Below are 26,600 nucleotides of genomic sequence, written 5' to 3'. Positions count from 1 at the left end.
CTCCGTCCGTGCCCTCCATCACGGGTCGTCTCTCACGAGGCGAGCGCCACCGTCACCGCCTTCGCCCTCACTGCCGCGCCGCCGCCCCTCCTCACCATCAGGACTCTCTATTTCCCCGATACCGCAGTTCCGTGCCATTTCCCTCGGCGCGGGAATCCAGTCCAGCGCCATGCTCGCCCTCTCCGCCAAGGGCGTTCTCCCGAAGGTTGACTACGCGATCTTCGCCGACACCGGGTGGGAGCCTCGCGCCGTATACGCCCATCTTGATCGGCTCGTAAAAGAAGTCGCTGAACCTGCTGGAATACCCGTGCTGCGAGTCAGCTCCGGAAATATTCGCAACGACGCACTCGACCCCGATCACCGATTCGCCTCCATGCCGCTCTACATCCTGAACAAGGACGGAAAGCAAGGCATGACCCGGCGTCAATGCACGGGCGAATATAAGATAAAGCCGATCAAGAAGAAGGTCCGAGAACTCCTCGGATACCCGTACCCGCAGCGCATTCCCAAGGATGTCTTCGTCGAGCAGTGGGTCGGGATTTCCACGGATGAGTTCCACCGTGCCAAGGATGCCGACGTCCGCTACATGCGCAACGTTCACCCCCTCATCGACATGGGCTGGTCACGCGGCGACTGCGTCCGATACCTGACCTCGATCGGCCTCGCCGACACTCCAAAATCGTCGTGTCTCGGCTGCCCCTTCCACGGAAACGCGCAGTGGCGCACCATTCGCGACACCAGCCCCGAGGAGTGGCAGGACGTCGTGGAATTCGACGCCGCTATCCGCCAGGGCAACGCCCGTGCGAACGCCACGGGCAACGCCTTGCTCGGCCAGGCGTTCCTCCACCGCTCGCGCGTGCCACTCGGCCAGGCGCCCATCGACCACGTCACCGCCGCCGAACGCGCTGCCCTTAAGCCCGAACTGGGCGACGCGGACGAGTTGGAGAACGGTGTTGTGGACGGCTGCTCCCCTTGGGCGTGCCGGGGGGACGCGGACGGGCCGACGCAGGATGACTATGGGCTGGCCACTTGATTCTGGACCTCTTTGCAGGTCCGGGGGGTTGGAGCCGGGCGCTCAGCGTGTTCGGTGTGCGGGACGTCGGTCTGGAGTGGGACGAGTGGGCCTGCAAGACCCGGGTGGCCGCCGGGCAGTGGACCGTGCGGACGGACGTGGCCAGATATCCGACGTGGCCGTGGGTCGGCCGGACCCGCGGGCTGATCGCATCTCCCCCGTGTCAGGCGTGGAGCATGGCCGGCAAACGCCTCGGCCTGCTCGACCAGCCCTCGTGCACGAGGCCGTGGAGAACCTTGCTGACGGCCGCGACATCCGCGAACGGCTGCTGCCCGCCTGCCGGGACCAACGCTCCCTGCTGGCCGCCGAGCCCATGCGCTACCTCCACGCCCTGAACACCGTAGGCGAACCGGAGTGGATCGCCATGGAAGAAGTCCCAGACGTCCTGCCCCTGTGGAAGCAGTACGCCGCCGTGCTCCGGCGCTGGGGGTTCTCCGTGTGGTGCGGAATCCTGAACGCGGCGGACTACGGGGTGCCCCAGACCAGGAAGCGAGCGATCCTGCTCGCCTCCCGGATCCGCACCGCCCAGCCGCCCGCGCCCACGCACGCCCGTGTCGCCGAGCCCGAGAGTCTGTTTGGTCCGGGTCGCGCCGGCTGGGTCAGCATGGCCCAGGCGCTGGGATGGGGTGCCACCGACCGGCCCGTTCCCACCGTCTGCGCCGGTGGCGGACCCGGGGGCGGACCCGAACCTTTCCCCTCCGGCTCCCGCAAGACCCTCGCCGACGCCCGTGACCGCGGCACCTGGGCTCCCAAACCCCCGGAGGTAGCCCTTCGGCCCCGTCGGGGCGCCGAGGAACGCTGGGCGTGGTCCCTGCGGAGCAACAACCAGGCCAACGCCACCATCCGATCCATCGAGGAGCCGGCGGGGACGCTGTTCTTCGGGCACCGCGCCAACGAATGCACGTGGATCGCCGAACCCCCCACCACCCACCCGCAGGGCGCTGTCCCGGAGCCGATCCGGATCACCGCCCGCGAGGCCGGGCTGCTGCAGACCTTCCCCGCCGACTACCCCTGGGCGGGCAACAAGGGCCAGCAGTTCTCACAGATCGGCAACGCCGTCCCCGCACTGCTCGCCGCCCACCTCCTCGCCCCGCACCTGAACCTCTCGCCCAACCCCGACGACTTCACCCTGGCCGCTTAATGCCCCACACCCCCGAACCCGACCAGGACGACTTCGACACCGTCGCTCCGCCGCACCCGGTCTTCCACGTCGAACAAGCGCTCCTCGGCGCCTTCCTGCTCGAACCACATCGCCTCGGCGAGGTGACCGGGATCGCCCCCGACGCCTTCTCCACCGCCGCGCACGCCGCCCTATTCGCCGCGATCAGCTCCCTGCCGGCACCCGACCAGGTAGAGCACGCCGCACACACGCAGTGGCTCGACGCCGTCCTTGCCATCGCTCGCGAGCAGGCCCGGGGGCTGACCGCCACCTACCTGCACAGCCTGATCCAGGTCTGCCCGTGGCCCACACACGCGCCCACCTACGCGCGCATGATCGAAGCGGAGCACTGCAGGCGCCGGCTGGCCACTGCCGCCCAGCGCCTCATGCACAGCGCCCACGACACCTCGCTCCCCCTGCGCGTGACCGCCACCTTCGACGAGGCCGACGCCCTGGGCTGCTTGGTGGACGACATCGCCACCCGCTTCCCACCGCACGCCGGCTCCCTGCCCCGCACCCCCATGCCCCCGCCGGCCACCACCCACGACCAGGACGCGCACGACGAAGAACGGCTGCTGCTCGCCACCGCGACCGCCCACCCCAGCAGCATCGAGCAGATGCACTGGCTGACGCCCGGCGACTTCACGCACCCGCTGCACGCCGGGCTATGGCCGTGTCTGATCGCCCTCACACGCCGCGGCACACCGGTCGACCCCGTAACCGTCCTATGGGAAGCACAACACCGCGGCCTTCTCGGCGCCGGAACCGAACCCCAAGACCTGCTGAACCTCCTCGCCGGGCCGGTCGGAACCCCGGAGCACTGGGGTGAACGAGTCCTCCAGCGCTCCGTGCTGGCCGCCGCCCACCACCTCGGCCAGCGCATCGAGACATTCACCAACGACCCGGCCAACACGCCGTACCAGCTCGTCGTCGGCAGCCGCCGCGCACTCGCCGACCTGACCGCCGTGCGGACCCGCTGGCAGCACGCCCACCACCGAACCCGCACCCACGACCCGACCAGCGCGCACCAGGACCGCGAAAGGCACGACCGCACCCCGAGCCGGCCCACCGCAGAGCACCACCCCGCCAGCCGCACGCATCCTCCGCTGACCCCCTGACCGCCGAAAGCCAGACCTCAACGGTCCGGCGCACCGAAACCGAGAGCACTCCTGTCGTGACGACACCCTCCATCGACGCGCACGTTCGCCTCGACGTCCACCCCACCCACTCCAGCGCCGTCACCGCCACCCTGACCGGTCCACAGGCCCACATCCCGCAACTGGGCCTGGAAGCCGCCGACTGGCACGTCGTCTCCGACAACACCCTCGTTCTGGTCCGCATCGATCACGAGGAGCCCTACTGGGCCCAGGACGCCGCGCGGCAACTGGCCGCCGACGGGATCGCCGTCGAGGTCACCCCCGAGCTGCGCACGGCGATCGACGAAGAGTGGACCTGGGCCAACTACCCGATGCCCTGGTGCACCCGCACCGAGATCCGTGAGGTCTCCAACGAGGCCCAGAAGATCTACGACGACATTCGCCACGGCCACCTCCTGATCCACGCCCATGCCGAGGACGGCCACACCACCATCGCGGTCGGCACGTACCTCAGCGGTGGCAAGAGCGTCTACCTCCACGGCGAGGACCACCTGCGCCAGGTAGCCGACACCTTCGACTCGCCCGCCCAGGCCCTGGTCGCCTTCGAAAGGGTCCACGGCGACGCCATGCGCCCCGGGCCTGCACCGATGACCGACACCGAGCGCCACGCCGACGAGGCCCGAACTGCTCTCGACACAAGGGCGGTCGAACCCAGCTCTCCTCTTCCGGAGCTGGAGACCGTCCCGGCCTACGCCGCCGATGCCGGCGACCACGACGCTGCCCTGGAGGCATTCCTCGGCGCGCACGGCGAATGGCAGAAGTGGAGGACCTGGTCCGACGAGACCACTCACGCCATTCACGAAGACCAGACTCTACGCATCGAGCGCATCCACGACGCCCCTGCCCACGAGACTGCCTGGACCGTAGCCGCCTACGAGACCCCCGTCTCCAACCGCACGTGGGTCCTCACTGCCACCGGGGCAACGCCCGCCCCCGTACTGCAGGAACTCCTGGATTACCTCGCCTCCGCCGACGGCTGGGACACAGCCGTTGTCGCCCCTGTGGACGACAAGACAGTCACCGCCGCCACACAGCCTCTCACCGACGCCGGGTGGAAGCACACCGTGAATGGACGGTGGATCCGCTGGACATCTCCGGCCGCAGACGCTGGCATCCAGTTCGATGCCGCCGCCCAGCACCCGAGCCAGGCGCTCACCGCCTGGACCGTCTGGGCCGGCCCGGATCTCGACCACCCCAACTGGACCCTCACCGCTTCGCCGCGCACCCCCAGCTCCCTGCTGGCCAATCTCAGCGAGAATCTCGCCCACGGCACCGGCACTCGCCAAATCCAGGTCACGGGCCGCGACCGCAGGGCCAGCCTCGGCGCCACGCCACCCGCCGGCCCAGCCGTCATGGCCACCCCCGCCCCCAGCCGTACACGCTGATCACTCGCACCTCGAAGCGGGGCAATATAGCGCGGGATCGCCGGTTAGCCAAACCGGCGGTCCCGCCCATCATTAGTAGTCCACCGCCACGACATACCCATACGACGAAAGGCGCCCCCCGACGACCCCAAGCCCAGCGCGAACCGCTCACCGCCAAGGCGCGGTCGAGCGATCAGGCGGCTGCATAGCTCGCGCGGAACAGATCCTGCGCACGCTCCACGTCTCTGGCCGTGCGGAGCTGCACCTCCAAGTCGCCCGTCCCGTGGTGGCCGAGCCCGGACACATCCCGGGTAAACCCGGGAACAAGGTCGACGCGCTTCGGATCGACCTTGAGGTAGACGAGGAGCTTGCTCCGCTGGGGCAAACATACACAAGCGAAGTTCCGCAGCCGCTGATACGCCCGGTACTGCTTGCGCTCCACGCGGTTCACGCCATCCCCAAGGCCGAGCAACACCTCGTCGACCGCGTTCGCCAGTGCGTTCATTGATGCCGCCCGGACATCGACTGTCGGCCTTACGACCGGCTGCCGACGTGCCCGGCGCGGGGCCTGGCTCACACCGCTTACGGACGCGACGGTCTCCAGCCCGAGCAGGTCACTGCCGAAGAGTCGGTAGCGGACCAGGTCGATCGCCCTCCGATGCTCGCGCACGGCGTGCACGTCGTAGCGCGTGAAGTCGCCGGCGATACAGATCAGGCGCGGCCCGCTCCACAGCACCTGGGCCGCGGCCGTCACCCCGAGCCGATCGCGGACCAGGTGCTCGAACTCCGCCCGGTGGTCCATCAGCCACGCCATCGGTGTCACCGCCCTGGATCGGGCCAAGGCCCGCCGCTGAGTCCTCTGGCGCCGATTGGCACATTCATATACAACCGGCCGGTGTCGGGCAGCAGACTAGTGCCCGGCACCGGCCGCATACCGCTGGGCAGGGTCGATACGCCGCTTCTGCACCCAGCCACGTGATAGCGATCAGAGGTCGAATTCAGCGGGCGGAAGTCCCAGGGCATAGCAGGCTTCGCGGACGACGCCCTGCTCGCTTTTGTCGAAGTCGCCGTCGGCGCCACCGATGACGATGCCGATCTGGATGACGGCGCGGGCCTCGGTCGGCTTCTTCTTCGCTTTGGCGATCTCCTGGAGGATGCTGACCTTCCCGAAGTCGAAATCGGCGGTCAGTTTGGCCAGGTAGTCGTTGAAGCGGCGCTGGAGGTCGTCGGCGGGGAAGTTCCGCAGCACCTCGTTGCTCGCGATGAGCGAGGCGACACGCTGGCGCTCCGAGGGGTCGACGGAACCATCCGCAGCAGCCACCAGTGCACACATGGCCATGCTCGCATCGCGGAAGGACCCGCTCTTGAGGTCGTTCTTCTTCGCTTCGAGCTGGCCCTGCATCGTGGATGCGGATTCCTTGAGCTTGTCCCACAGCGCCATCTGGCGTCTCCTCGGGTGCAAAAAGTTGTTGAAACGGCCGAACGGGGCCCGCGTGGTTCGCGGGCCCCGACACAGTGTGGTTTGAGGTCAGATGTTGACGCCGAAGTCCTGCGCGATGCCGCGCAGTCCGGAGGCGTAACCCTGGCCGATGGCGCGGAACTTCCACTCCGCGCCGTTGCGGTACAGCTCGCCGAAGACCATCGCGGTCTCGGTGGAGGCGTCCTCGGTGAGGTCGTAACGCGCCAGTTCGTTGTTGTCCGCCTGGTTCACCACACGGATGAACGCGTTGCGGACCTGGCCGAAGCTCTGCTGACGGCTCTCGCCCTCGTGGATCGAGACCGGGAACACGATCTTGTCGATGTCGGCGGGGACAGCGGCGAGGTTGACCTTGACGGCCTCGTCGTCGCCTTCGCCCTCACCCGTGAGGTTGTCGCCGGTGTGCTCGACCGAGCCGTCCGGGCTCTTGAGGTTGTTGTAGAAGACGAAGTGCTGATCCGAGGCGACCTTGCCGCTCGTATTGACCAGCAGCGCGCTGGCGTCGAGGTCGAAATCGGCGCCTGTGGTGCTGCGTGCGTCCCAGCCCAGTCCCACGATGACCGCCGTCAGCCCCGGGGCCTCCTTGGTCAGCGAGACATTGCCGCCCTTAGCAAGGCTGACACCCATACAAACCCCTACTCAATCCAGCGCTGGAACCGCGCCTGTCGTCGAAAACGCCTACATGACCAAACAACGCTGGTGAAACTGCCGAGGTTCCCACCGGCAAGGCTCCGGCGGGTGCGCGAGATCGCGCCTCCCACCTACACGCCGCCCATGCCAGGGGCCGCGCACCGCACTGCCACCGCACTCAGCCCAGGACACACTCGGCGCCCTGCCGGCGCAGGCTCTCATTGGCTGGTGAGTTCACCGCTCAGGGTTTCGTGGATCTTGGCGCTGGGCTGGTTGAGACCGATGATCTCAACCGTCTTACCGCGCTTCCCGTATTTCGTCTCGATGGCGTCGAGGGCTGCGACGGAGGAGGCGTCCCAGATGTGCGCGGCAGTGAGGTCGATAATGACCCTGTCCGGGTCTCCGCTGTAGTCGAAGCGGCCGACGAGGTCGTTACTGGAAGCGAAGAACAGGGCTCCAGTGACCGTGTAGACGACGCTGGTGCCAGCTGGGTCGGCAGCCGCGGAGACGTTGACAAGGTGGGCGACGCGCTTGGCGAAGATGACCATCGCGGTGACGGAACCGACGACGACGCCGATGGCGAGGTTGCTGGTCGCAACGACCACGGCAACGGTGATCACCATGACGGTGATCTCGCCGGCGGGCATCCGCTGCAGCGTCCTGGGAGCGATGGAGTGCCAGTCGAAGGTGCCGAAGGAGACAAGGACCATTACGGCGACGAGCGCGGCCATGGGGATGTCCGAGACGACGGGGCCGAAGCCGATGCACAGCAGCATCAGAAAGGCGCCCGCAAGGAAGGTGGACAAGCGGGTGCGGGCACCGGACGTCTTCACATTGATCATGGTCTGGCCGATCATGGCGCAGCCGCCCATGCCACCGAAGAAGCCGGTGACGATGTTGGCGATGCCCTGGCCGATCGATTCGCGGGTCTTGTTCGAGCGGGTCTCGGTGATGTCGTCGACGAGTTTGGCGGTCATCAGCGACTCCATCAGGCCCACCAGCGCCATGGCGAGCGCGTAAGGCGCGATGATCGTCAAAGTATGGGCGGTGAACGGCACGTCCGGCAGGCCCGGCACCGGCAGGGATGAGGGCAGCTTGCCCTTGTCACCCACGCTCGGCACCGCGATGCCGGCGCCCACCGTCATTGCGGTCAGGGTCACGATGGACACCAGCGGCGCCGGGATCACCTTGGTGATCCGTGGGGACAGCACCATGAGGGCCAGGCCACCCGCGACGAGCGGGTAGACCGCCCATGGCACGTCCACCATGTTGGGGATCTGCGCCGTGAAGATCAGGATAGCCAGGGCGTTGACGAAGCCGACCATCACCGAGCGCGGCACGAACCGCATGAGCTTGGCGACGCCCAACGCGCCCAGGACGAGCTGGAAGACGCCCGCGAGGATGACGCAGGCAACGAGGTACCCCAGGCCGTGCTGGCGGTTCAGAGGAGCGATGACCAGGGCGACGGCCCCGGTGGCGGCGGAGATCATCGCGGGGCGCCCGCCGACGATCGCGATGGTCACGGCCATCGTGAAGGACGCGAACAGACCGATCTTCGGGTCGACACCGGCGATGATCGAGAACGAGATCGCCTCGGGGATCAGCGCGAGCGCGACAACGAGGCCCGCGATCGCCTCGGTGCGGGCAACCTTCGGTGACAGCCAGGCAGGGTGGGAGCCGCGTAGGCGCGCGGCAGCGGTGATCAGGGACGTCGGCAAGTCGGTAGGCACCTGTCGTGCTCGGGCGCGACCGGAGGGGCGCGCGAGAATCTGAACGCGGACTCAGAGACGGCCTCCGCGGATCGCTTGGAGGCGGTGAGCGAAGGCGGACGGGCCGGATTGGGGCCGGCTTCAAGGCGCCCGGTCATCTCGGTGAGCACGCAGGGGGATAGCACGGAAGGCCGAAGACAACGCGGGCACCTCCGGCTGCGCGCGCTGCATCTCCTGCTCAGCGGGCTTCGCGGGGACGCCATTGGCCCCGACGGGCGGGCAGCCCGCCCCTAGACTCGAAGGCCGCAGGTCGGCGGGGGCACGTAGGCCGCCTCCGCGCTCCTTAACTCTACCCTAACGTTAGAGTAGGGATGGCCGGGACGCCGACTTCGAAGTGAATCTGTGGACGCGAAAGGCCAGGGGTGACGGGCGTGGAATCCGAACACATGCAGATCGGCGAGGTAGCGACCCGAACCGAACTGTCCCTGCGGACCATCCGCCACTACGAGGAAGCCGGCCTCGTCGCCCCCTCCGCTCGCTCCCAGGGCGGCTTCCGGCTCTACACCGAAACCGACGTTGCCCGCCTGATGGTGATCCGCCGGATGAAGCCGCTGGGCTTCGCCCTCGACCAGATGCGCGACTTGTTGGAAGCCACCGACCGCCTCGACACCGACACGCCCGTTGAGCCCGGGGAACGGGAGAGACTGCTGGAACAGGTGCGCGGCTACGAACAGGCCGCCCAGGACCGCATCGCCGACCTACGGGTCCAGCTCTCGCGCGCCGAGGACTTCGCCGCCACCCTGCGACGCCGGCTCCAGGCCGCCGGGGACCCTCCCAGCGCCCCGTGAATGGATCAATCCCACCCCCGCGGCGGCGCCCGGAGCGGCATCTCAGCGGCCAACTCGCCTGGCAACGGAACCGATGTCGCTGTTAGTCCCGGCCCGGTATACCGACCTGGTCAGGCACGTCGCGATGACGCAGCAGCATCATCGCGGCGTCGTCACGCAAGGGCCCGTGCGCGTAGGCGACCAGATCGAGCCGAAGGGCCTCGAGCGCGGTCTCGGGGTCGAACTCGTCCAGCAGATGGGCCCGTTGCGCCAAGGGGTAGAACTGTCCGTGCTCATCGCGGGTTTCGGTGACTCCGTCGGTGTACAGGAGCATCTGGTCGCCGCGAGCCAATTCGACTTTGTACGGCGTAGGACTCGGGGGCCCCAGGGAGGCTAGCCCCAGGGGCGCGGCGTAGCTGTCCGGTTCCGCGAACTGGACCGCGCCGTTTGCTCGCAGCAGCAGCGGCGCCGGGTGACCGTAGTTGAGCATGAGCACACTGTGGTCCTCGCCGATCTCAGCGAGCACCGCAGTCACGAACTCCTCTCCCTCCAAGCGTCGGTTCAAGGAGCGTTCCAACCGGTCACCGACCATGTCGAGGGACATGTTTTCGGGCGCAGCCTCGCGAAATGCGCCCAGGACCACGGCCGCGGTCTCTACCGCGTCCAGCCCCTTGCCCTGTACGTCACCGACGATGACCCGAGCTCCCGCACCCAGGGGCACGACTTCGTAGAGGTCTCCGCCGATTCGGGCCTCGGCGGCAGCCGAGGTGTACGACACCGCGATACGCATGAGCCCCGCATATCGTGGCACCGGGCGCAGCAGGACGCGCTGGGCGACTTCGGCGACCGAACGTACATCCGCCAGCTCATGTTCGTGACGACGTCGGATGGAGGCAGCCAGAGCAGCTGCCGCGGTGACGCCCAGAGTCGAGGCCAGCGCAACCGTCACCCGATGCGACAGCAGCAGGCCGTCATAGGAAGCCACGCTCAGACACAGCACCCAGGCCAGGGCACCCACCAGCAAGGCTCTGCGCACCGTTCCCGCTGCGCACGCGAAGGCCGGCCCCAGGGAGAACAAGGGCAGAAATCCCACGTCCGGACCTGCCAGCAGATCGACGCCCGCGACGATGGCCATCGCGGCGAACGGTATAGCCACAAGTAGGAATTGGCGTTGGGGCGGCGCCGTCCGATCCAAGGTCTTCCTCCTGGCCCGCGTCGTCACAGACGCGTCCCGATCATGCGGACCGCACCCGTGGGGAACGGGGCCGCAACGGCACGTACGGCCGCAGGTGCCTGTTCTCCTTGCATTCGGTCGCACCGCAGTCTCCATATTTGCACAGTGCAAGGTAGCCTGGGGGCCGACTACCCGGATTCCGGCGGTTCAGGCCCTTCGCTGCCGATAGCGCCCAGCGCGTTAGCGTGGGGGTCAGCATCGAAACAGGACGGACCGGGCCCGCGCCTTCCAGCGATCGGACGTCACGGAGCTGGAGGTGGCGGGTATCGATCAGTCGAGGTGGGTGAGCAGGGGGAACACCGTGCGTCTCTGGCGCCGCCGGGCCACGGTCATCATGGGGTACGCAGGAGCATTCGCGTGCATCGCTGCTCTGTCCATCTGGCTTTCGGTGCGAGTGACGCCGCTCCAGTCAGTTTCCGGAGTGGGACAGAGGGTGCAGGTAGGTGCGGCAGCACCGGATCTGCAATGGTCAGGGCCGGGCGAGCTCGATCTCTTCGGTGAAGTGATCGCGACCAAACCGCAGTTCGACGGACCCATCCGGCCACGTCTCAAGCTCGCGCAGATCACGTTGAACGCCCAGACCAACGCCGTCACCCAGCCGGGCGGCCAACAGAATATCGAGACAGACCTCAGCCGAGCCCTGACCTCGGGCTGGGCACGCTACCTCCTGTGGCAGACACTGATCGCGGCCGGCTTCGCAGCGCTCATGACCGTGGCAGTCGCAGGGCTTCGGCGCTCCTCGCGAGCCTGGATGATCAAGATATTGGCCGCCACCGTAGTGGGGATGTGCGCCCTGAACGCAGCGGGCGTCTATCTCCTGGCGGCGTCCACACCGCGGGCACTGCGGCAGGTGCGATCGATTGAGGACCTGGTCGGCAAGAGTCCGCCGGCAACGGCAGCAACGGGCGGCCCCACCATGCCGGGGATCGAGGCCGTCATCATTGGGGACTCGACCGCAGCGGGAGACGGCAATCCCCTGGTCGACCATCCCAGCACGCTGGACCGGGCATGCCGGCGCAGCAAGGACGCCTACGCTGTGCGTCTGGGCGAGGTCAACGGCTGGAACACCTGGAACGCGGCCTGCAGCAGCGCCACCATCAGAGAGGGCCTGCTCGGCACCCAGAAAGCCGGGGCCAGCGAAGCTCCGCCCCAACTGTCCGCGGTCGTCCGCTCCCCGAAAGCCTCGGTCGTCATTGTGAGTGTCGGGGCCAACGATGTGCACTGGTCGGCCCTGGCAGCCGTGTGCGCAGCGGCAGATGCCTGCGGCGACCGTGCGTCAACCGCCTACTTCCATCAGCAGATCGCGGCATTCGCCTACGACTACTACACGCTGCTCGGGAACTTGGCGGCCTTGCCTCAGCATCCCACGGTCCTCATCAACGAGTACTACAACCCCTTCGGAGACGACGTGGGCTGCCTGGCCGGTCAAGGGATCACCGCCGACAAGGCGAAGGTTCTGGAGTCCCGGCTGTCAGACCTCAACGCCGTCCTCCGCGAGGGGGCGCAGACCTTCGGATTCATCGACGTCCAGCAGCACTTCGACGGACACCGGCTCTGCAGCGACGAGTCATTCGTTCAAGGACCAGACGCGGACGCACCACTGCACCCCACTGCGGCCGGGGAACTCGCGATTGCCCTCGCGGACCAACAGGCTCTGGCCCAGGCAGCGCGCTCAACCAACACTCCGTCAACTCCGGTTCCCTAGCGACATTACGACAACGAGCGTCGAACATCGACGCCGGGTTCACCTCCGGGCTGTGGGTTCCGGGGTACTGGTGGCAAGGAAATCATCGATCACCGGAGCGGCAGTGCCACTTGCCGCTATGGCATTTCTGGACCGCTGCCTCTCGCCATATGCCCGCACTGCAGCGCCCGCCAGGACGGTCACCGCCGCGATCCCGTAGGACCACGGTTGGAGAGTTTCGCTGGGAAGTGCCATGGCGTTACCGATGTAGAGGACGGTGCCCGCGAGGGGGACGGCGAGCCATTCCCAGCGACCGTCGAGCGCGACCAGCGCGACCACCAGCAGGGCGTACCAGTAGTACGAGGGCGAGGTCAGGAGCAGCGCGGTGCCGGTGACGAGCAGCGCGCCGCTCCACGGCCGGTCCGGGTCGCCGCGGCGCATGACGTACAGGGCGGTCAGCGCGATGAGGGCCACCGCAAGCGGGGCGGCGACGGAGTCCGGCAGGAACAGCCGCAGCAGCGCGAACCGGCGGATGCTGCCCGTCTCGTACCCCTCCTCCCGCAGATAGCCCGGCAGATAGCCGAGGACGCCGAAGCCCGAGGTCAGGACGTACGGCAGATAGGCGAGCGCGATCACCAGGACGGCGGGCAGCAGGACGTGCGCGGCGTCGCGCGGGCCGCGGCGGGCGAGGGCACCCGGCAGGACGACCGCGGGCATCAGTTTGACGGCGATGGCCGCGCCGAGCAGCGCACCGCGGCGCGGCAGGGCGGCCTTACCGAGCGCGAGGACGGTCAGCAGCACGCCGAGGGTGTCGACGTGGGCGTCGTTGACCGCCGCGAAGGACACCGCGGGACACCAGGCCCACAGCGCCGCGCGCCGCGGATCGCCGCGCCGCCGCAGGACCAGGAGCAGGGCGGCGGTGGTCCCGACGGCCAGCAGGGCGCCCGCGATCTGGGTCGGCTTGTGGCGGGCGCCGTCGGGCGACAGGGCGTGGACGGCGAGGAACCAACCCTCCGCGACCGGCGGGTAGATGGTGTTCACACCAGGTCGGTTCATCAGCGTGCAGAAGCCGCCGCCCAGCCGGTGGACATCTGGGGCGATGCAGACTTGTCCAGGTGGGAAGAGCCAGCGGTCGCGCAGCCCGGCCAGTTCGGGCGCGGCGGGCGGATAGGCGTATGGGGAGATGCCCGTGGCTTGGACCCGGCCGTCCCAGGCGTAGCGGTACATGTCGCTACTGGTGCGCGGTGGTCCGCTCAGCGCGGCGAGCGATAGCGCGGCGCTGCCGGCGAGCACCAGGACCACGGCGGCGCGTACGGGCACCTTGCGGACGGTCCACGCGGCTCCGGCGAACAGCGCCCAGGCGGCGGCGTACCAGTAGAGGAGGTGCTGGGGGTGCGCTTCGGAACTTCCCGAGCGGATGGTGACGGCGACGACGGCGGTCAGCGCAGCGACGAGGACTGAGGTGCATACGGTGCGGACTCCCACACCGTCCACCGTGGCAGGCCGAGCCGCCCGGTGGGTTCCTGCCGGGCCCCGCATCCGCAATCCGTAAGGAATATCTAGGTTCATGAGCTTTGACCAGGGCTCTTGTCAGCGGGATTCGAAACGTCGACCCGCCACAGTTCCGCGAAGTGGCGGCCGTCCACGGACCACTCCTCGACGGCCGACCAGCCCGTGCCGTCGGCGGCCGAGCGCAGCGCGGCCGCGCCCAGCCGCGCCCAGGGGAAGTCGCGGCCGTACCGGCCCCGGCCGTCCTCCACCCGCACGGTGAACCGCTCGTCCACGTCGTAAGCCGCGGCCTCGACGAGCAACCGGCCGCCGGGGGCGACCAGTTCGCCGACCCGGGCGAGCAGCGCCCGCGGGTCGCCGCCGATGCCGACATTGCCGTCGATCAGCAGCGCCGTGCCCCACCGGCCCTCGGCGGGCAGCCGGTCGAAGACCGACCGGCACAGCACCGCGCCCCCGATCCCCCGGGTACGGGCCACGGCCGCCGGGCTGACGTCCACGCCGAGCGCCGGCACGCCGGTGGCGGCGATCGCCGCCACCAGCCGGCCGGGCCCGCAGCCGATGTCGAGCACCGGGCCGCGCCGGCACCGGTACAGCAGCGCGGTGTCGGCAACGTCCGGCGCCGCGCACCACCGCTCCACGTCCAGCGGCAGCAACCAGCCGTCGGCCCGGCGCAGGAACAGCGGGCCGCGCCCGGAACGGATCGCGTGCCCGTACGGATCGTCGATCCATGGAGCGGGGGCGGGAACAGGGGCGCCGGGCCGCTGCGCGATCGTCGCGGTCGCGCCGTCCGGGGGCGTCATCCGGCCGCCGTCCGGGCGGTGGCGGCCAGGCCGGCCGGCGCACCGGTCCGCACCGAGCGCAGTGCGGCGGCGAAGCGTGAGCCGGGTGCGAGGCCAGCGACCTCGGCGGCGTCGGCGGCGGTGTCCACGTCGCGCAGGGCCGGCAGGTCGCGCACCCGCAGCCCGGCGCCGGCGAGCCGGCGGCGCTGGACCGCGCCCGTGCGGTCCGTCGACATCGGCACCCCGGGGAAGAGCGAGGGGTCGGGGTCGGCGAGGCCGACCGCCCAGAAACCGCCGTCCTCCGCCGGGCCGAACCACGCGTCGCAGCCCCGCCAGGCATCGGGCCCCAGCGCCGGGCCCAGCAGGGCCGGGGTGAGCTGCGGGGTGTCCATGCCGACGAGCAGCGTGGGCCCGGCGCAGCCGGCGAACGCGGCCGCCAGCCGTTCGTCCAGGCCGCCGGAGGCCTGCGGCACGACGTCGAAGCCCGGCGGCAGCCAGCGGCCGGGCGCCCCGTCGAGCACCAGCACCCGCCGCCGGGCCGGGGCGCGCAGGACCGCGTCGAGGGTGTCGGCGAGCGCCGCCTCGGCCAGCGCCGCCGCCTGCCGCGGCGAGTACGGCGGGGAGAGACGGGTCTTGACCCGCCCCGGCACCGGCTCCTTGGCGATCACCAGCAGCGTCGTCAGGCCGGGGGCGCGGGTCATCGGGCGACCTGCACGGCCTGAGCGGGCTGAGCGGGCTGAGCGGGCTGAGCGGGCTGAGCGACGATGACTGCCTCGGTGCCGCTGACGGCCTGGGAGTCAGTGGCGGGCCGGGAGTCGGTGGCGGGCCGGGTCGGTGTGGTGGCGGGCCGGCCTTCCCGCGCAGCGCCGGCCGCCGGCTGCCGCAGCACCGCGCTCATGTCCCGGACGGCGTGCCAGGTCCCGCGCCAGGTGCCGGTCACCTTGGAGCGGCCGGTCCTGGGCGCGTACGGGACGTCGGTCTCGGCGATCCGCCAGCCCGCGTCGGCCGCCCGGACCAGCATTTCGAGCGGGTAGCCGGACCGGCGGTCGGCCAGTTCCAGGCCCAGCAGGGCGTCGCGCCGGGCGGCCCGCATCGGGCCGAGGTCGCGCAGCCGCAGACCGGTACGACGGCGGACGAGCCGGGCCAGTTCGAGGTTGGCGAGGCGGGCGTGCGGCGGCCAGGCGCCCCGGGTGGTGGGCCGGCGGCGGCCGAGCACCAGGTCGAGCTCCCCCCGCAGCACCGGGTCCGCGACGGACGGCAGCAGGGCGGGATCCAGGGAGGCGTCGCAGTCGCAGAAGCAGACGATCTCGGCGGTCGCGGCGAGCAGTCCGGCGTGGCAGGCGGCGCCGAAGCCCCGCTGCGGTTCGCTGACCACGGTCGCGCCCAGGGATGCGGCCAGTTCGGCGGAACCGTCGGTCGAGCCGTTGTCGACCACGATCGCCCGGCATCCGGGCGGAATGCGCTCCAGCACCCAGGGCAGGGCGCCGGCCTCGTCCAGGCAGGGAAGTACGACGTCGACGGGCGGTGTCGGTGGGTTGGTCACGTTCCTCACCCTACGAAGCAGAAACCGACATTCCGGACTTTGGATCCTTACGAAACACGGACGGCCACCACTTGGGCGCGGCCTTCACCCCTGAGAGGCACCTCCGTTAGGACCTGGCCGCGCGATCTGCCATTACCTTCCGCTTCCTGGACTCGGGCGAAAAGGAGCAGGACATCCTGGAGGTGGCCGAGTGAGCTGACGGGGCGGCGAATGCCCGGATCACCGAACGTGGATACGGCTGAAAGAACATCAGGAGAACGCTGACCTCTCCCAGGTACCACTGGGGCCAACGGCTGCGGCGCCGCAGCCCAGAACAGCACCTGACCCTCGCCCGGGTCAGATGTCTGTGCGGGACAGCCGACGCCCCATCATGTCTCAGGCGTCATTCTCTGGTGCCTCATGCTCAGATGGGCTCGAGCGTCCACGTTTCGCGGACGGAGAAGGATCCGACGAGTCCCCTGCTCCCTTTGTTCGCGTACGTGGCTCGGTACGCGGGGTGCGGTGGCGCCGCATCGAGGTGATCAGGCAGAGAGCTGAGGCAGCGAAGAGGGCGGCGGCGATGAGCAGCCAACGGCCGAGGAACACGTCGGCGGGGAGGCCCGTGGCCAGCTGGTAACCGGGGACCTTGCTGAGGATCAAGGGGTACCAGGTGATCAGCAGGAGCAGAGCGACGAAGGTCGGCACGCGCAGGTAGTTGATCCACGTCGTCGGGGGCCGGTCGCGTTTCCCGGCACTGCCGCGGGAGCCGACGAGGGCTTGGGTTGCGCGGTCGGTGAGGGTGTAGAGCGGGAGCAGCACCAGGTCGTGGATGAGGGCCGCGCCCGCGAACCAGATCGCGATGCGGAGCGTGTCGCCTTTGAGGAGCCGGGTCCCGGCGTACGCGGTGAGGGCGAAGGAGCACAGGACGAGCAGCAGGTGCAGGGGTGAGGCGCCGTAGCGGGCGCGGAGGCTTTTCACAGGGTGCCTCCGAAGGTGAGGCGGGTGACCCATTTGGTGTTGTGCACGCCGGGGTTGGCGGGGACGATGATGCGGGCGGGGTATCCGTGGTCCGGGGTGAGGTCTGCGCCGTTGACGCGCAGGGCCAGCAGCGAGCGGGAGTCGCGGACCTGGTTGTCCCGCAGCACCGTTGACCGGAAGGCGCCGCCGCGCTGCACGGATTCCACCGCGACGCCCGGCGGGCTGGTGTGCAGGCCGACGAGTGCGGCCAGGTCGGCAAGCCGCACGCCGGACCAGTCCTGGTTGTCGGTGGACCATCCCTCCACGCATGCGATCGGCAGTGAGGCTCCGTGCTGCGGCAACGCCAGGACCTGGGCTCGGGTGAGGACGATCTGACGGTTGCCGGCGCGTACGGTCAGTCGCCAGTCCGGCCCGATGTCACGGGCCTGGATGCCGACGTCGGCCGCCGTTTTGTTGATCTGGAAGCCGCCGGGACCCGAGCCGGGGTTCGGCCCGCCGTGCGGGGCGAGCAGTGCGACGCGGCGCAGGGGCCCGCCGATGCTCTGCCCGGCCGTGACGACGAGCAGGGTCGCGGATCCCAGGCCCACCATGCCCAGCGCGCCGCGTCGCGACATCGTCGGCGGGGCCGGCCGCGGTGAGACCAGACCTGTGTCGTCCGCGGGTTCGGGTTCGGTCCGCTCCAGCGGGGTGCGCAGCTCGGTGCGCATCCGGCGGCTGCGCAGGGCGCGGACCATGGTCGGAATGCGGAAGGCGATGTGGACGACGAACGCGCCGATGAAGACCCACGCCCCGTAGAAGTGCAGGGTGTAGAAGGAGCCGGGGAAGATGTAGTGCAGCTGGATGTTGAGAATGCCGGTGATGAACTCGAACAGCACGCCGCCGACCAGGAGCAATACCGACAGGCGCTCCAGCGCATGGCTGACCGAGCGTACCGGCGGCCAGGAGAACAGCTTCGGGACCACCGACCACAGCTTCGCCAGCAGGATCGGGATCAGCACCACCCCCAGCGTGACGTGCACACCTTGCAGGAGGCGGTAGAGCCAGTAGGGATGGGTCGGCCAGGAGAACAGGTAGAAGCCCAGAATCCCCTTGTCCGGGGTCTGGTCGTTGACCGGCGACAGATCCGGGTTGTAGGCGGCGTAGGACAGCAGCCCGGTCACGAACATCACCGAGATCCCTACGAGCAGAATCAGCCCGAACACCGACGTCAGCCACGGACCGCGCAACGGGCTGCGCCAGAACCCCGGCCGGGCAGGACCCGGCGGCGGGCCGGCCGCAAACAGCGCCCGCAACCGGCCAGGCTGCTCAGGCGTCGGCTCCGCGGCATCAGCGGGAGTAGGGGCGGGGGCTTCGCCATCGTGCCGACTCACAGGCTCGGATGAGGTCGGTTCAGCAGCCGACTGCTCAGAAGCACCATCTCCCGAACTACTGGCGCCGCCCCCCGAAGGCCGCGGAAGGGGAGGAAGGTTCGCATCCTGCCCATCGTCCATCTCTGCCCCTTCTCGGTCACTCAAAGTATCCAGATGACCGTATGCCGTAGCGGCCGTCCGCGAGCGTCAGCGACTCCTTACGACATTCCGACGTCACCCTGACGAACCGCCACGATCGTGCAAGGCCACGTGATGGCGTCGATCGCCTTGTCCGTGGCGACTGGCTCTATCGACCGGCCATGGAGAGTCCGGGGTGGGTCGCGGTGCGGGGCTTCAGCTTGTGCTGTGTGCGCTCTGGGCGGCGTGGCGCAGGAGGCGGGCGAGGCCGTGGCGGGTGGCTGCCAGGACGACGCGGTCTTCCGGTCGCAGAACGTAGCCCGACGGCACTTCCCAGGCGAGTTCCGGCTCTCGCGGCATGGGGCCGTTCTCCGGTGTGGCGGACAGGTCGGGGCGGCGTTCCGCCGGGTCGGCCAGGTCGAGTGCCAAGACGCGCCAGGCGCCGGGTCGGAAGGCTTCGGCGATGGTACGGCCCTCCAGTTCGAGCAGTCCCCGCACATCGACAGCGGCGAAGAGCAGGACGTGCCGCTCGATCGGGATGGCGCCCAGGATCTGGCGGCCCATCATCGCTCCGGCGAAGGCCGGGGCGGCCAGGGTGGAAACGCTGCGGCTGCGGGTGGTGGCCCGGGGGTAGGACGCGCGCAGGGTCCGGGAGACGACGGTGGCGAACTCGTCGTCGAACAGTCGCATGACCACCCGCAGTTCGGCCTTGCTCTCGCGCGCGTAGAGGGCCGCTTCCAGGTTGGTGCTGTCGCTGCTGGTCAAGGCCAGCAGGGCACGGCTGCGGCCGATCTTCGCCGCCTCCAGTAGGCCCTCCTGCGTGGCGTCTCCGATGATCACCGGCACTCGAAGGGAGCGGGCGAGCACGACACCGCGAGCTTGCGGGTCCTGCTCGACGCACACCACGTCGATGTCCAGGGCGTGCAGCCGGTCCAGCACCCGGCTGCCGACCTTGCCGAGGCCCAGCAGCACGATGTGCCCTGACAGTCCGCGCGGCGGCGGGCGCAGCGCGGTCGCGGTGCGGAAAGCGCCCAACGCCTCGACGACGATCGCGAACAGCACCGGCAGCAGTGCCATCCCTGACAGGCCGGACAGCAGCTGCAGCACCTGCCGCCCGGTCGGCTCACCGAGCGCCGGATCGCCCAGGCTCAGCAGGTCGAGCATCGACAAGTACGCCGCCCGCAACGGTGCCTCGCCGCTCACCTGCCACGTCAGGACGGCGAGAAGCCCCTGTAGTGCCGCCAGCCCGGCGACGGTCCACCGCAGCCGCCGCGAGAACAACTCCCGCATCGGCAGCCCGCGCGGCAGCCTTCTGCGGGGTGTCGCGGGCCCGGGCCGGCGCGTGATGGCCTCCAGTACCACCCGGCTTCGGCCGTCGTCCGTGGCACTCACCGCCGCGTCGTCAGGCAACAGTTGCGGATCAGCGCCCGGGTCGTCACGGCTGAGGTCGGTGACCGGGTCCGGCAGCAGGGCCAGGGTGCACAAGTGCGGGCGACTCCCCGCACCGCCCACCGGGCGCTCGGCGGCGCGCAACAGCAGGCCGTCGGCCTGGACGACCTTGCTGCTGCCGACGACCGCCGCCGCGACCAGGGCCGGTGCGGCGGTATCGGCGTCGGAGAGCACGGTGATGGACGCGTCGATGTCGGACCACCTCGGCTGAGGGGATCGGGCCGCGGAGGCCCGCTCCAGCATCTCGCCGAGATGCCGGCCGAGCTTGCGGTTGAACATGCGGATCACCAGACGCACGTCCGGGTTGAGTCGCCGGGCCCGCAAAGCGGCGTGGATATTGGTCTGGTCATCCTCGTACGTCAGCGCCACTGCCACCGCCCGGTCCACACCTGCCGCGCGCAGCGTCGCCTCGTCCGGGTCGAGTGCCTCCAGGACGGTCAGCGACACGCCCGGAAGCAGGCCGAGTTCGGCGATCCGCGGAGCATGGTTGCGCTCCAGGGACGGCACGAGGGCGGTGACGTGCGTCCCGTAGACGCCGCTGAGCTCGTGAACGAGCCGGTACGCGAGCGCGTCGTCGCCGCACACCACCATGTGGCCGGCGTGGGACGCGGGAGGCAGCTGGTTCGGGAGGTTCGGCACCCCCGTACAGTGCCGCAAGGCGGTGTCCTGCGGCCACCCCGTCCGGACAGATCATGCGCTGGGGTCCGACTGGATCCCCTCAGTCGGCCAGTCCAGCAACCGGGCGCCGATCACGGCGGTCTGCAGAGTGTAGCGATGCATCGGCTCGGCGGCGTCGGAGCCGGTGAGTTGGCGGATGCGGTCGAGTCGGTAAGTCAGGGCACGAACGCTCAGACTGAGGCGCCGCGCGGCCTCGGCCGAGACACAGCCCGCGTCGAAATACGCGGTCAGTGTCTCCAGGAGTGGCTCGGCTCCGCCACGTGCTTGCATGAGCGGCCCCAGGGTGCTCTGCACGAGATCTGCCATTGCCTGCCGGTCACGGGTCAGGACCGGGAAAACCAGCAGGTCCGCCGCGCGAAGGAGAGCACTGTCGAGATTCATCCGCTCCGCGAGATCGAGGGCGCCGAGGGCTTCCTCATACGAGTGGACCACCCCGCCCGCACCCGAGTGGGCGCGGCCGATCGCCGCTCTGCCCCCGCCGACCGCCGCATACGCCTGCTGAGCGAAATGGGTCAGGACATCCGCCTGATCGCCTGGGGCGATGCAGACCAGTCGGCCCTCCTTCGTGGTGAGCAAAATCCGGCGGTCACCGAACCGGCTGATCAGAGCGCCCTCCACCCGTCGGGTGATGGGGTCCGTGTCGTCGTACGCGGCGGGGCCCTCGGCGACCGCGACGGCGTGTGCCTGCGACAGCAGCAGCCCGAAGTGTTTGGCCCGTTCGGCGAGCCGTCCCAGGTCACTGCGTCCGTAGAGCAGGTCGTCGACGAACTCGCGCCGAGCCGCCTCCTCCTGCCGCACCGCGAGCCGCTGCGCCCGCTCATGCCCTTCGGTGAAAGCATCCACCGTCTGCTCCACCGCGGCAAGGACACTGTCGGGCCGGCCCGTGCCTGTGGGCAGATCCGGCCAGGCGGCTCGGGTGGCAGCCAGATGGGCGCGAACGAGGGCTCGTAGGCCGTGCCCGTCCTCGGCTGCCCTCTCCCCCAGCAACCGGCGCGATTCGAGCTCGTCACGGGTCAGCCGGCGGCCCGTCAGGCACACCTCGGCCAAGATGCCGGCGTATCCCTCGAGATAGTGCTCCGGTATCTCTCGCTGCGTCACGTGCTCTCCTGGGTCTCGACGGGCTGGTGCCGGTTGTTGGACGTGAGAAGGCCTCGGGTGCCCGAAAGGCCGCTGCGAAGACGCCGTCATCAGGCACCCTGGCAGTTGCTGTGCCCGGTCGGTTCATCAGGCGGGGTCATCTTCATAGGTGAGCCGTCGGTCCAGGCCGAGTTCGTGGAGCTTGCCGCGCAGAACGGGATCGGCGCGGTGGATGATGATCGAGGTGTCGCGAACGTAGGCTGCCGTCATCAGGGGGAACAGGAGTGAAGCGGCGGCCGTGGCCAGCCGGGATACTTCGTCGAAATGCAGGTGCATCTCGGCAGGCGATGCCTGAAGGAGATCTGCCAGCAGGTGTCCGACCTGTAGGGCATTCGCGTGGTTGATTTCGCTGTGCAGACTCACGATGGCGCGGTGGACCTGCACGATTCGCTGGAGCGCGCGCTGTGCGCCATGCTCTCCAACCTCGTTCCGGCATGGTGGTCTCCTGGTGGGTACGCGGGGGGTGTGGATGAGTTCGGCCCGGTGCCGCTTCGCGGTTCAGGCGAGGGCAAAGTAGCGAAGCCATATGTAGAGGTCAGAGACGGCGATGGTAACGGCCGCGACGGGGGCGCCGTAGCGGGTGAACGGTCCAGAAGGTGATGGGGGCGCGGTTGCGCGCGGACGTAGGCGCCGAGGTGGACGAGGCCGACCTGGTGCGGGGGCAGGAAGGTGACGCCGAAGACGGTCTCAGTGTGCTTGCTCTCCGTGGAGGCGGCGGACGGTCCGGCGGATTCGGACCGCCTGTGCGGTGTGGGGAAAGTGCAGGCCCGCGGGGACGGTGACGGCCGGAGCGGCGTGATGTTCCCGGGCCCGTGGCCCCGGTCGCGTGTCCAGGACCGGCCCGGGACCTCCGCCCACGGCGACCGGCTGAGCTGGGTGAACGGGGTCCGCTGGTTCCGCTTCACGGTCAGGACGTAGTCGGCCTGCTCGTCTTCGGCGAGGTAGCGGGCATGGTCGCGCTCGGTGTGCAGGGCGTCTGCGGCGACGACCTTCCCCGCCAGGTCCATAGAGTCGAGCAGGGGCTGGAAACGGGCGATCTTGCTCTCCTTGCCGTCCACTTCGAGCGGTCACAGGATGACACCGTTCGTGTGATCGAGGGCCGCCATCAGAGTCCGGTTCGTGGATCACACCGTGCGTCGAGGGTTTCGAGGGCATGCTGGGGCAGGTCCTGGGCCCACTGGCCGATCGCAGACAGCGACCGGCCGACCAGCCACCACCGCACGCGCCGCGATCACCAGCACCACCGCCAGCGAATGCCGCACCCCACGTGAACTGCGCGGATCAGGTATCCGGGCCAGCCATCGCAGCAGCGAAAGGCCCGTCGACATGTCCTATCCCGTCAAGGCGTTCCAGCGCGGGATACGACGATGTCGTACAGGTGGGCATGGGCCAGCTCCTTGATCACACGGACGTCAGACATCCACATGCTCAACTAGCTGTTCTGTCCCGTGAGGTTGGGGACGCGGCTGGCGGGTGGTTGGCTTTTGAGTGCGGTGTGTCCGCGGTGGTGATTGTAGATGTGGAGCCACTGTGGATAGGCGTCGCGTCGTTCGGCTTGTGAGCGGTAGGGGCGGGCGTATGCCCATTCGTCCAGCAGGGTGCGGTTGAACCGTTCCACCTTCCCGTTCGTCTGGGGCCGGTAGGGGCGGGTTCGCTTGTGGGCGATGCCTTGTGCGGCGAGGGAGTTGCGCCACAGGTAGGACTTGTAGCAGGAGCCGTTGTCGGTCAGAACGCGCCGGACGGTGATCCCGCAGGAGGCGAAGTAAGCGTGTGCGCGGTCCCAGAATCCGACGGCGGATTCCTTCTTCTCGTCGGTGAGGATTTCGCTGTAGGCGAGCCGGGATTGGTCGTCGACGGCGTTGTGCAGGAAGCTCATGCCGGCCTTCGCGCGGTTTTTGCGGCCTGCCTGCCGGCCGAGGACCTTGTGGCCGCCGCCGTCGGGGATGTTGCCGAGTTTTTTGATGTCGACGTGGACCAGGTCGCCGGGGGCGGGGTGTTCGTAGCGGCGGATCGTGCGGCCGGTGGCGCGGTCCAGATGGGTCAGGCGGGCCAGGCGGTAGCGGGCCAGGACCCGGTGGACGGTCGCGGGGTTCAGGCCCAGCAGGTAGGCGATGCGGGCCGGTCCCCAGCGGCGCAGAAGCCGGACTTTGATGATCCTCCGCTCGGTGCGGGTCGGGGTCCGGCGGGGGCTGTGGTGCGGGCGTGAGGAGCGGTCGGCCATGCCGGCCTCGCCGAGCTCGCGGTAGCGGGTGGCCCAGCGCTGGGCGGTGGTGGGTGAGACCTGGAAGCGTTCGGCGGCCCGCCGCAGCGGCCAGTGATCGTCAACGACGCAGCGGGCCAGACGCAGGCGTCCGAGCTCGGTCAGCGGTGCATTACGGTGGGGCATGAGGGCCTTCTGTTCGTTCGGTGGAGATGTCGCAATCCACACCGAACCCGGAAGGCCCTCACTCGTTCAAGATCCCTCGAAGGTGATCATCACCACTGTCCACAACCTCCCGGGACAGAACAACTAGCCCTATGCCCGCCACCTGCATCAACAGCGCCCTCACGACGACTTTGACGAAGTCCTGGGTGTTGGAGCGGGGTCCGATGAAGTGCTCGGACTGGAGTCGGTATTCGGTCAGTGCCTGTTTTTGATGGCGGTCTTTCGATCGCTCATCGCTCTAGTCAAGTAGGGGCATGTTCGGCGATAGTGCACGCGTGAGTGACCGCTTCAGCTTGCTGACCTCGACTGCGGCGGTCCTGGTCAGCGTCATGCTGCTAACTGCCGCTATTCAGGCGGCTCTCTCCGGAGGGTCCGCCTGGTGGATAGCTTGGGCCTGCGTTTTGCAGATCACTACGATCTGGCAGTTGACGCGTGAGTGTCTGCGCCGCCGTAGGGTGCGCCGGGACGGCTGATGTCATCCCAGGTCAGAGTGTGTTGCTGGTCATCGATAGAGGCGAGGGTGGCCATCCGGCCTCGGGCCCTCTCACACGGCGCCCGCAGGCGCTGACGGCCAGTTGGCCTCGGTGCGCCATTGGATCGGTCTGGGCGAGCGGAGTGCGTCGGGGTTAGCCGGAGGTTGTGAGTGTCATCGACCGGCTGGTTCCCTGGGCATCTTTGCGGGTCAGGCGCCGGGTCATGAGGGTGATCATTGACCATGTGAGGTGACACTCGCTGTGCTGGGGCAAGCGCTCGTAGTCCCGGGCATTGCGGCGGGCGTGCATGATCCAGCCCAGGGTCCGTTCCACGATCCAGCGGCGGGGCAGGACCACGAAGCCCTTCTGCCCCTTGGGCCGGTGGACGGTTTTCAAGGTGATGTGCAGGCGCTCTTGGGCCCAGGTCACGAGCTGGCCGGCGTAGGCGGAATCGGCCCAGACCTGGGTGATCTGCGGGTGTGTGATCCGCAGCCGCCAGAGCAGTTCGCGTGCCGCGTCGCGGTCGCTCATGTCAGCGGGCGTGACCATTATCATCACTGGCAGGTCCTTGGTATCCACGGCAATATGGCGCTTGCGGCCATTGATTTTCTTGCCCACGTCGTAGCCTCGGGTTGCTTTGCCCACGGTGTCCGCCGCTTTCACGGACTGCGAGTCGATGATCAGCGTGACCGGGTAGGGGCAGCGGCCCAGGTTCGTGCGGATCCGCCGCCGCAACTGGTCGCGGATCCCGACCACGATCCCGGCCCTGCTCCACCGCCAGAAGAACCCGTAACACGTCTCCCAGGGCGGGAAATCCGCGGGCAGGGCCCGCCACTTGGCGCCGTTGTCGACGATGTAGCGGATCGCGTCGACGATCTGGCGCCGCGGCCACTTCTCCGGACGCCCGCCGGCCTTCGTCTGCCAGGCCGGGGCCGGCAGCAGCGGTTCCAGCAGGGCCCACTCGGCGGCGGTGGTGTCGGAGGGATAGCGGCGGCGGCGTTGGATCTGCGGCATCAGGGCCTCGGCGTGGCAGGGGGCAGCGCTCTGGGACAGCGGTCACTTCGTGGCCTTGGCCAGCTGTCCGAGGGTGGAGGTGACGCCGGTCAGTTGGGCGACGGCCAACTGGGCCCACTCGTCGTCCGGATAGCGTTCCAGGTGAGGGCCCAGGGTTCCGGAGATCACCCGGGTGAGCCGGCCCAGGATCTGCCGGAACTGCGACTTCTCGTACTCGATCCAGTCCGCGGGTTCGTCGGAGAACATGTAGCCGTCTTTGCGCCGCCAGATGATCGGCGTGAGATGTTCCGCCGCCGCCACGTCCCGCAGATACCGGATCCCGCGTCTGACCTGCGAGGCGGTCAGCCGGGTGGCAGCGGTCAGCTGCCGTGACTGCAAACCGGCGGGTCTGGCTTCCATCAACGACACCCGCACCAGGTCGCTGTAGTGCTCGCTGAGCGGCCGCCGTGGCCCGCGGGCCACGGCTATTCGCCCTTGAGCAGGTGTGCCAACTGCTCGTCCAGCGTGAACTCGCCCGCCTCGATCGCCGCTTCCAGCCAGTCCGCCGCGGCCCGCACCTTCGCCACCGACCGTCGGACCGTCTCGCGTTCGTCCTCGGTGAACTCCTGGCCACGCAGCTGCGGAACCAGCCGGCCGAGCGAGGCCACATAGCTGTGGCAGGACCCGACCAGGTCCAGATATTCGATGGTGTGCTCGATCTGCCGGACCGCCGGCATGCGCTCGCGCAGGTCATCGCGGGCCTGCTCGGAGTTGTCGAACTGAGCCCGGTTCACACTGTTGCGGGCCGTGTCGTCCTTCATGACCTTGCGGGCCACGGCCGGAATACCGTGACCGTG

General features: G+C 69.1%; 22 protein-coding genes and 2 pseudogenes. 6 read left to right on the top strand and 18 right to left on the bottom strand.

Going from position 1 to position 26,600, the window contains the following annotated elements:
• Positions 1-169: 169 nt before the first annotated feature.
• From M2266_RS29665 to M2266_RS29650, 4 genes and pseudogenes are all read left to right on the top strand, one after another.
• Positions 170-1,033, top strand: a complete 864-nt coding sequence (locus tag M2266_RS29665) for a hypothetical protein (RefSeq protein ID WP_277440951.1) — start codon at positions 170-172, stop codon at positions 1,031-1,033.
• A pseudogene (locus tag M2266_RS29660) lies at positions 1,030-2,213 on the top strand (DNA cytosine methyltransferase). Before M2266_RS29665 ends, M2266_RS29660 begins: the two are co-directional and overlap by 4 nt.
• Positions 2,213-3,349: a DnaB-like helicase N-terminal domain-containing protein gene (locus tag M2266_RS29655; protein ID WP_346780940.1), complete on the top strand. Its 1,137-nt coding sequence runs from the start codon at positions 2,213-2,215 to the stop codon at positions 3,347-3,349. The pseudogene M2266_RS29660 and the gene M2266_RS29655 overlap by 1 nt, the downstream one beginning before the upstream one ends.
• Positions 3,350-3,405: 56 nt before the next feature.
• Complete coding sequence (locus M2266_RS29650; RefSeq protein ID WP_277440950.1) at positions 3,406-4,773, top strand: DUF317 domain-containing protein; 1,368 nt, start codon at positions 3,406-3,408, stop codon at positions 4,771-4,773.
• A gap of 172 nt (positions 4,774-4,945) precedes the next feature.
• Here M2266_RS29650 and M2266_RS29645 read toward each other — a convergent pair.
• The 4 genes and pseudogenes from M2266_RS29645 to M2266_RS29630 all read right to left on the bottom strand — a co-directional run.
• Positions 4,946-5,566, bottom strand: a pseudogene (locus M2266_RS29645) (DUF5655 domain-containing protein); the annotation flags it as partial.
• Between the two features lie 171 nt (positions 5,567-5,737).
• Positions 5,738-6,193, bottom strand: coding sequence for a TerB family tellurite resistance protein (locus M2266_RS29640; protein WP_277440948.1), 456 nt, complete (start codon positions 6,191-6,193; stop codon positions 5,738-5,740).
• Between the two features lie 87 nt (positions 6,194-6,280).
• The gene (locus M2266_RS29635; RefSeq protein ID WP_277440947.1) at positions 6,281-6,856 is read right to left on the bottom strand and encodes a TerD family protein; all 576 of its coding nucleotides are present in this window, start codon (positions 6,854-6,856) and stop codon (positions 6,281-6,283) included.
• 221 nt (positions 6,857-7,077) lie between these two features.
• Positions 7,078-8,577, bottom strand: coding sequence for a SulP family inorganic anion transporter (locus M2266_RS29630; protein ID WP_277440946.1), 1,500 nt, complete (start codon positions 8,575-8,577; stop codon positions 7,078-7,080).
• A 422-nt stretch (positions 8,578-8,999) separates the two neighbouring features.
• On the opposite strand from M2266_RS29630, the gene M2266_RS29625 reads away from it, so the two are divergent.
• The gene (locus M2266_RS29625; RefSeq protein ID WP_277440945.1) at positions 9,000-9,416 is read left to right on the top strand and encodes a MerR family transcriptional regulator; all 417 of its coding nucleotides are present in this window, start codon (positions 9,000-9,002) and stop codon (positions 9,414-9,416) included.
• A gap of 82 nt (positions 9,417-9,498) precedes the next feature.
• Here the strand turns inward: M2266_RS29625 and M2266_RS29620 are convergent, their stop codons facing one another.
• A complete protein-coding gene (locus M2266_RS29620) occupies positions 9,499-10,530 on the bottom strand; it encodes a PP2C family protein-serine/threonine phosphatase (RefSeq protein WP_277440944.1) in 1,032 nt (343 codons plus the stop codon).
• A 400-nt stretch (positions 10,531-10,930) separates the two neighbouring features.
• On the opposite strand from M2266_RS29620, the gene M2266_RS29615 reads away from it, so the two are divergent.
• The gene (locus tag M2266_RS29615; protein WP_277440943.1) at positions 10,931-12,334 is read left to right on the top strand and encodes a GDSL-type esterase/lipase family protein; all 1,404 of its coding nucleotides are present in this window, start codon (positions 10,931-10,933) and stop codon (positions 12,332-12,334) included.
• A gap of 39 nt (positions 12,335-12,373) precedes the next feature.
• On the opposite strand, the gene M2266_RS29610 is transcribed toward M2266_RS29615, so the two are convergent.
• The 13 genes from M2266_RS29610 to M2266_RS29545 all read right to left on the bottom strand — a co-directional run bounded on the left by M2266_RS29610 (position 12,374) and on the right by M2266_RS29545 (position 26,579).
• Positions 12,374-13,798: a glycosyltransferase family 87 protein gene (locus tag M2266_RS29610; RefSeq protein ID WP_277440942.1), complete on the bottom strand. Its 1,425-nt coding sequence runs from the start codon at positions 13,796-13,798 to the stop codon at positions 12,374-12,376.
• A gap of 80 nt (positions 13,799-13,878) precedes the next feature.
• Positions 13,879-14,622, bottom strand: a complete 744-nt coding sequence (locus tag M2266_RS29605; protein WP_277440941.1) for a methyltransferase domain-containing protein — start codon at positions 14,620-14,622, stop codon at positions 13,879-13,881.
• On the bottom strand, positions 14,619-15,302 hold the full coding sequence (locus M2266_RS29600) for a DUF2064 domain-containing protein (RefSeq protein ID WP_277440940.1): 684 nt from the start codon (positions 15,300-15,302) through the stop codon (positions 14,619-14,621). The genes M2266_RS29605 and M2266_RS29600 overlap by 4 nt, the downstream gene beginning before the upstream one ends.
• Positions 15,299-16,153, bottom strand: coding sequence for a glycosyltransferase family 2 protein (locus tag M2266_RS29595; RefSeq protein ID WP_277440939.1), 855 nt, complete (start codon positions 16,151-16,153; stop codon positions 15,299-15,301). Before M2266_RS29595 ends, M2266_RS29600 begins: the two co-directional genes overlap by 4 nt.
• A 366-nt stretch (positions 16,154-16,519) precedes the next feature.
• Positions 16,520-17,101 carry a hypothetical protein gene (locus M2266_RS29585; RefSeq protein WP_277440938.1) on the bottom strand — a complete coding sequence of 194 codons (582 nt, stop codon included), beginning with the start codon at positions 17,099-17,101 and terminating at the stop codon, positions 16,520-16,522.
• Positions 17,098-18,393 carry a molybdopterin-dependent oxidoreductase gene (locus M2266_RS29580; protein WP_277440937.1) on the bottom strand — a complete coding sequence of 432 codons (1,296 nt, stop codon included), beginning with the start codon at positions 18,391-18,393 and terminating at the stop codon, positions 17,098-17,100. Before M2266_RS29580 ends, M2266_RS29585 begins: the two co-directional genes overlap by 4 nt.
• A gap of 411 nt (positions 18,394-18,804) precedes the next feature.
• Positions 18,805-20,628, bottom strand: coding sequence for an NAD-binding protein (locus M2266_RS29575; RefSeq protein ID WP_277441413.1), 1,824 nt, complete (start codon positions 20,626-20,628; stop codon positions 18,805-18,807).
• Between the two features lie 99 nt (positions 20,629-20,727).
• The gene (locus M2266_RS29570; protein ID WP_277440936.1) at positions 20,728-21,813 is read right to left on the bottom strand and encodes a helix-turn-helix domain-containing protein; all 1,086 of its coding nucleotides are present in this window, start codon (positions 21,811-21,813) and stop codon (positions 20,728-20,730) included.
• Positions 21,814-21,939: 126 nt separating this feature from the next.
• The gene (locus M2266_RS29565; protein ID WP_277440935.1) at positions 21,940-22,215 is read right to left on the bottom strand and encodes an STAS domain-containing protein; all 276 of its coding nucleotides are present in this window, start codon (positions 22,213-22,215) and stop codon (positions 21,940-21,942) included.
• Between the two features lie 1,069 nt (positions 22,216-23,284).
• On the bottom strand, positions 23,285-24,238 hold the full coding sequence (locus M2266_RS29560) for an IS481 family transposase (protein ID WP_277440934.1): 954 nt from the start codon (positions 24,236-24,238) through the stop codon (positions 23,285-23,287).
• 665 nt (positions 24,239-24,903) lie between these two features.
• Entirely contained in the window at positions 24,904-25,764 is an 861-nt protein-coding gene (locus tag M2266_RS29555; protein WP_346780939.1) for an IS5 family transposase, read from the bottom strand.
• 42 nt (positions 25,765-25,806) lie between these two features.
• Complete coding sequence (locus tag M2266_RS29550) at positions 25,807-26,226, bottom strand: hypothetical protein (RefSeq protein ID WP_277440933.1); 420 nt, start codon at positions 26,224-26,226, stop codon at positions 25,807-25,809.
• 2 nt (positions 26,227-26,228) lie between these two features.
• Positions 26,229-26,579, bottom strand: a complete 351-nt coding sequence (locus tag M2266_RS29545) for a DUF6192 family protein (protein ID WP_277440932.1) — start codon at positions 26,577-26,579, stop codon at positions 26,229-26,231.
• Positions 26,580-26,600: the final 21 nt, after the last annotated feature.

Origin of the sequence: Streptomyces sp. SPB162 (genome assembly GCF_029504575.1) — a bacterium.
Taxonomy (GTDB): domain Bacteria; phylum Actinomycetota; class Actinomycetes; order Streptomycetales; family Streptomycetaceae; genus Actinacidiphila.
Note: the sequence above shows the minus strand (reverse complement) of the source record. Positions and strands in the feature narration are given on the sequence as shown.

What these genes read in the sequence shown, in the direction of transcription:
- M2266_RS29640 (WP_277440948.1), bottom strand. Translation starts at nt 6,193, where the DNA reads ATGGCGCTGTGGGACAAGCTCAAGGAATCCGCATCCACGATGCAGGGC.
- M2266_RS29575 (WP_277441413.1), bottom strand. Translation starts at nt 20,628, where the DNA reads ATGGTGGTGTGCGGCGACGACGCGCTCGCGTACCGGCTCGTTCACGAG.
- M2266_RS29665 (WP_277440951.1), top strand. Translation starts at nt 170, where the DNA reads ATGCTCGCCCTCTCCGCCAAGGGCGTTCTCCCGAAGGTTGACTACGCG.
- M2266_RS29600 (WP_277440940.1), bottom strand. Translation starts at nt 15,302, where the DNA reads ATGACCCGCGCCCCCGGCCTGACGACGCTGCTGGTGATCGCCAAGGAG.
- M2266_RS29605 (WP_277440941.1), bottom strand. Translation starts at nt 14,622, where the DNA reads ATGACGCCCCCGGACGGCGCGACCGCGACGATCGCGCAGCGGCCCGGC.
- M2266_RS29555 (WP_346780939.1), bottom strand. Translation starts at nt 25,764, where the DNA reads ATGCCGCAGATCCAACGCCGCCGCCGCTATCCCTCCGACACCACCGCC.
- M2266_RS29620 (WP_277440944.1), bottom strand. Translation starts at nt 10,530, where the DNA reads ATGGCCATCGTCGCGGGCGTCGATCTGCTGGCAGGTCCGGACGTGGGA.
- M2266_RS29635 (WP_277440947.1), bottom strand. Translation starts at nt 6,856, where the DNA reads ATGGGTGTCAGCCTTGCTAAGGGCGGCAATGTCTCGCTGACCAAGGAG.
- M2266_RS29560 (WP_277440934.1), bottom strand. Translation starts at nt 24,238, where the DNA reads ATGCCCCACCGTAATGCACCGCTGACCGAGCTCGGACGCCTGCGTCTG.
- M2266_RS29655 (WP_346780940.1), top strand. Translation starts at nt 2,213, where the DNA reads ATGCCCCACACCCCCGAACCCGACCAGGACGACTTCGACACCGTCGCT.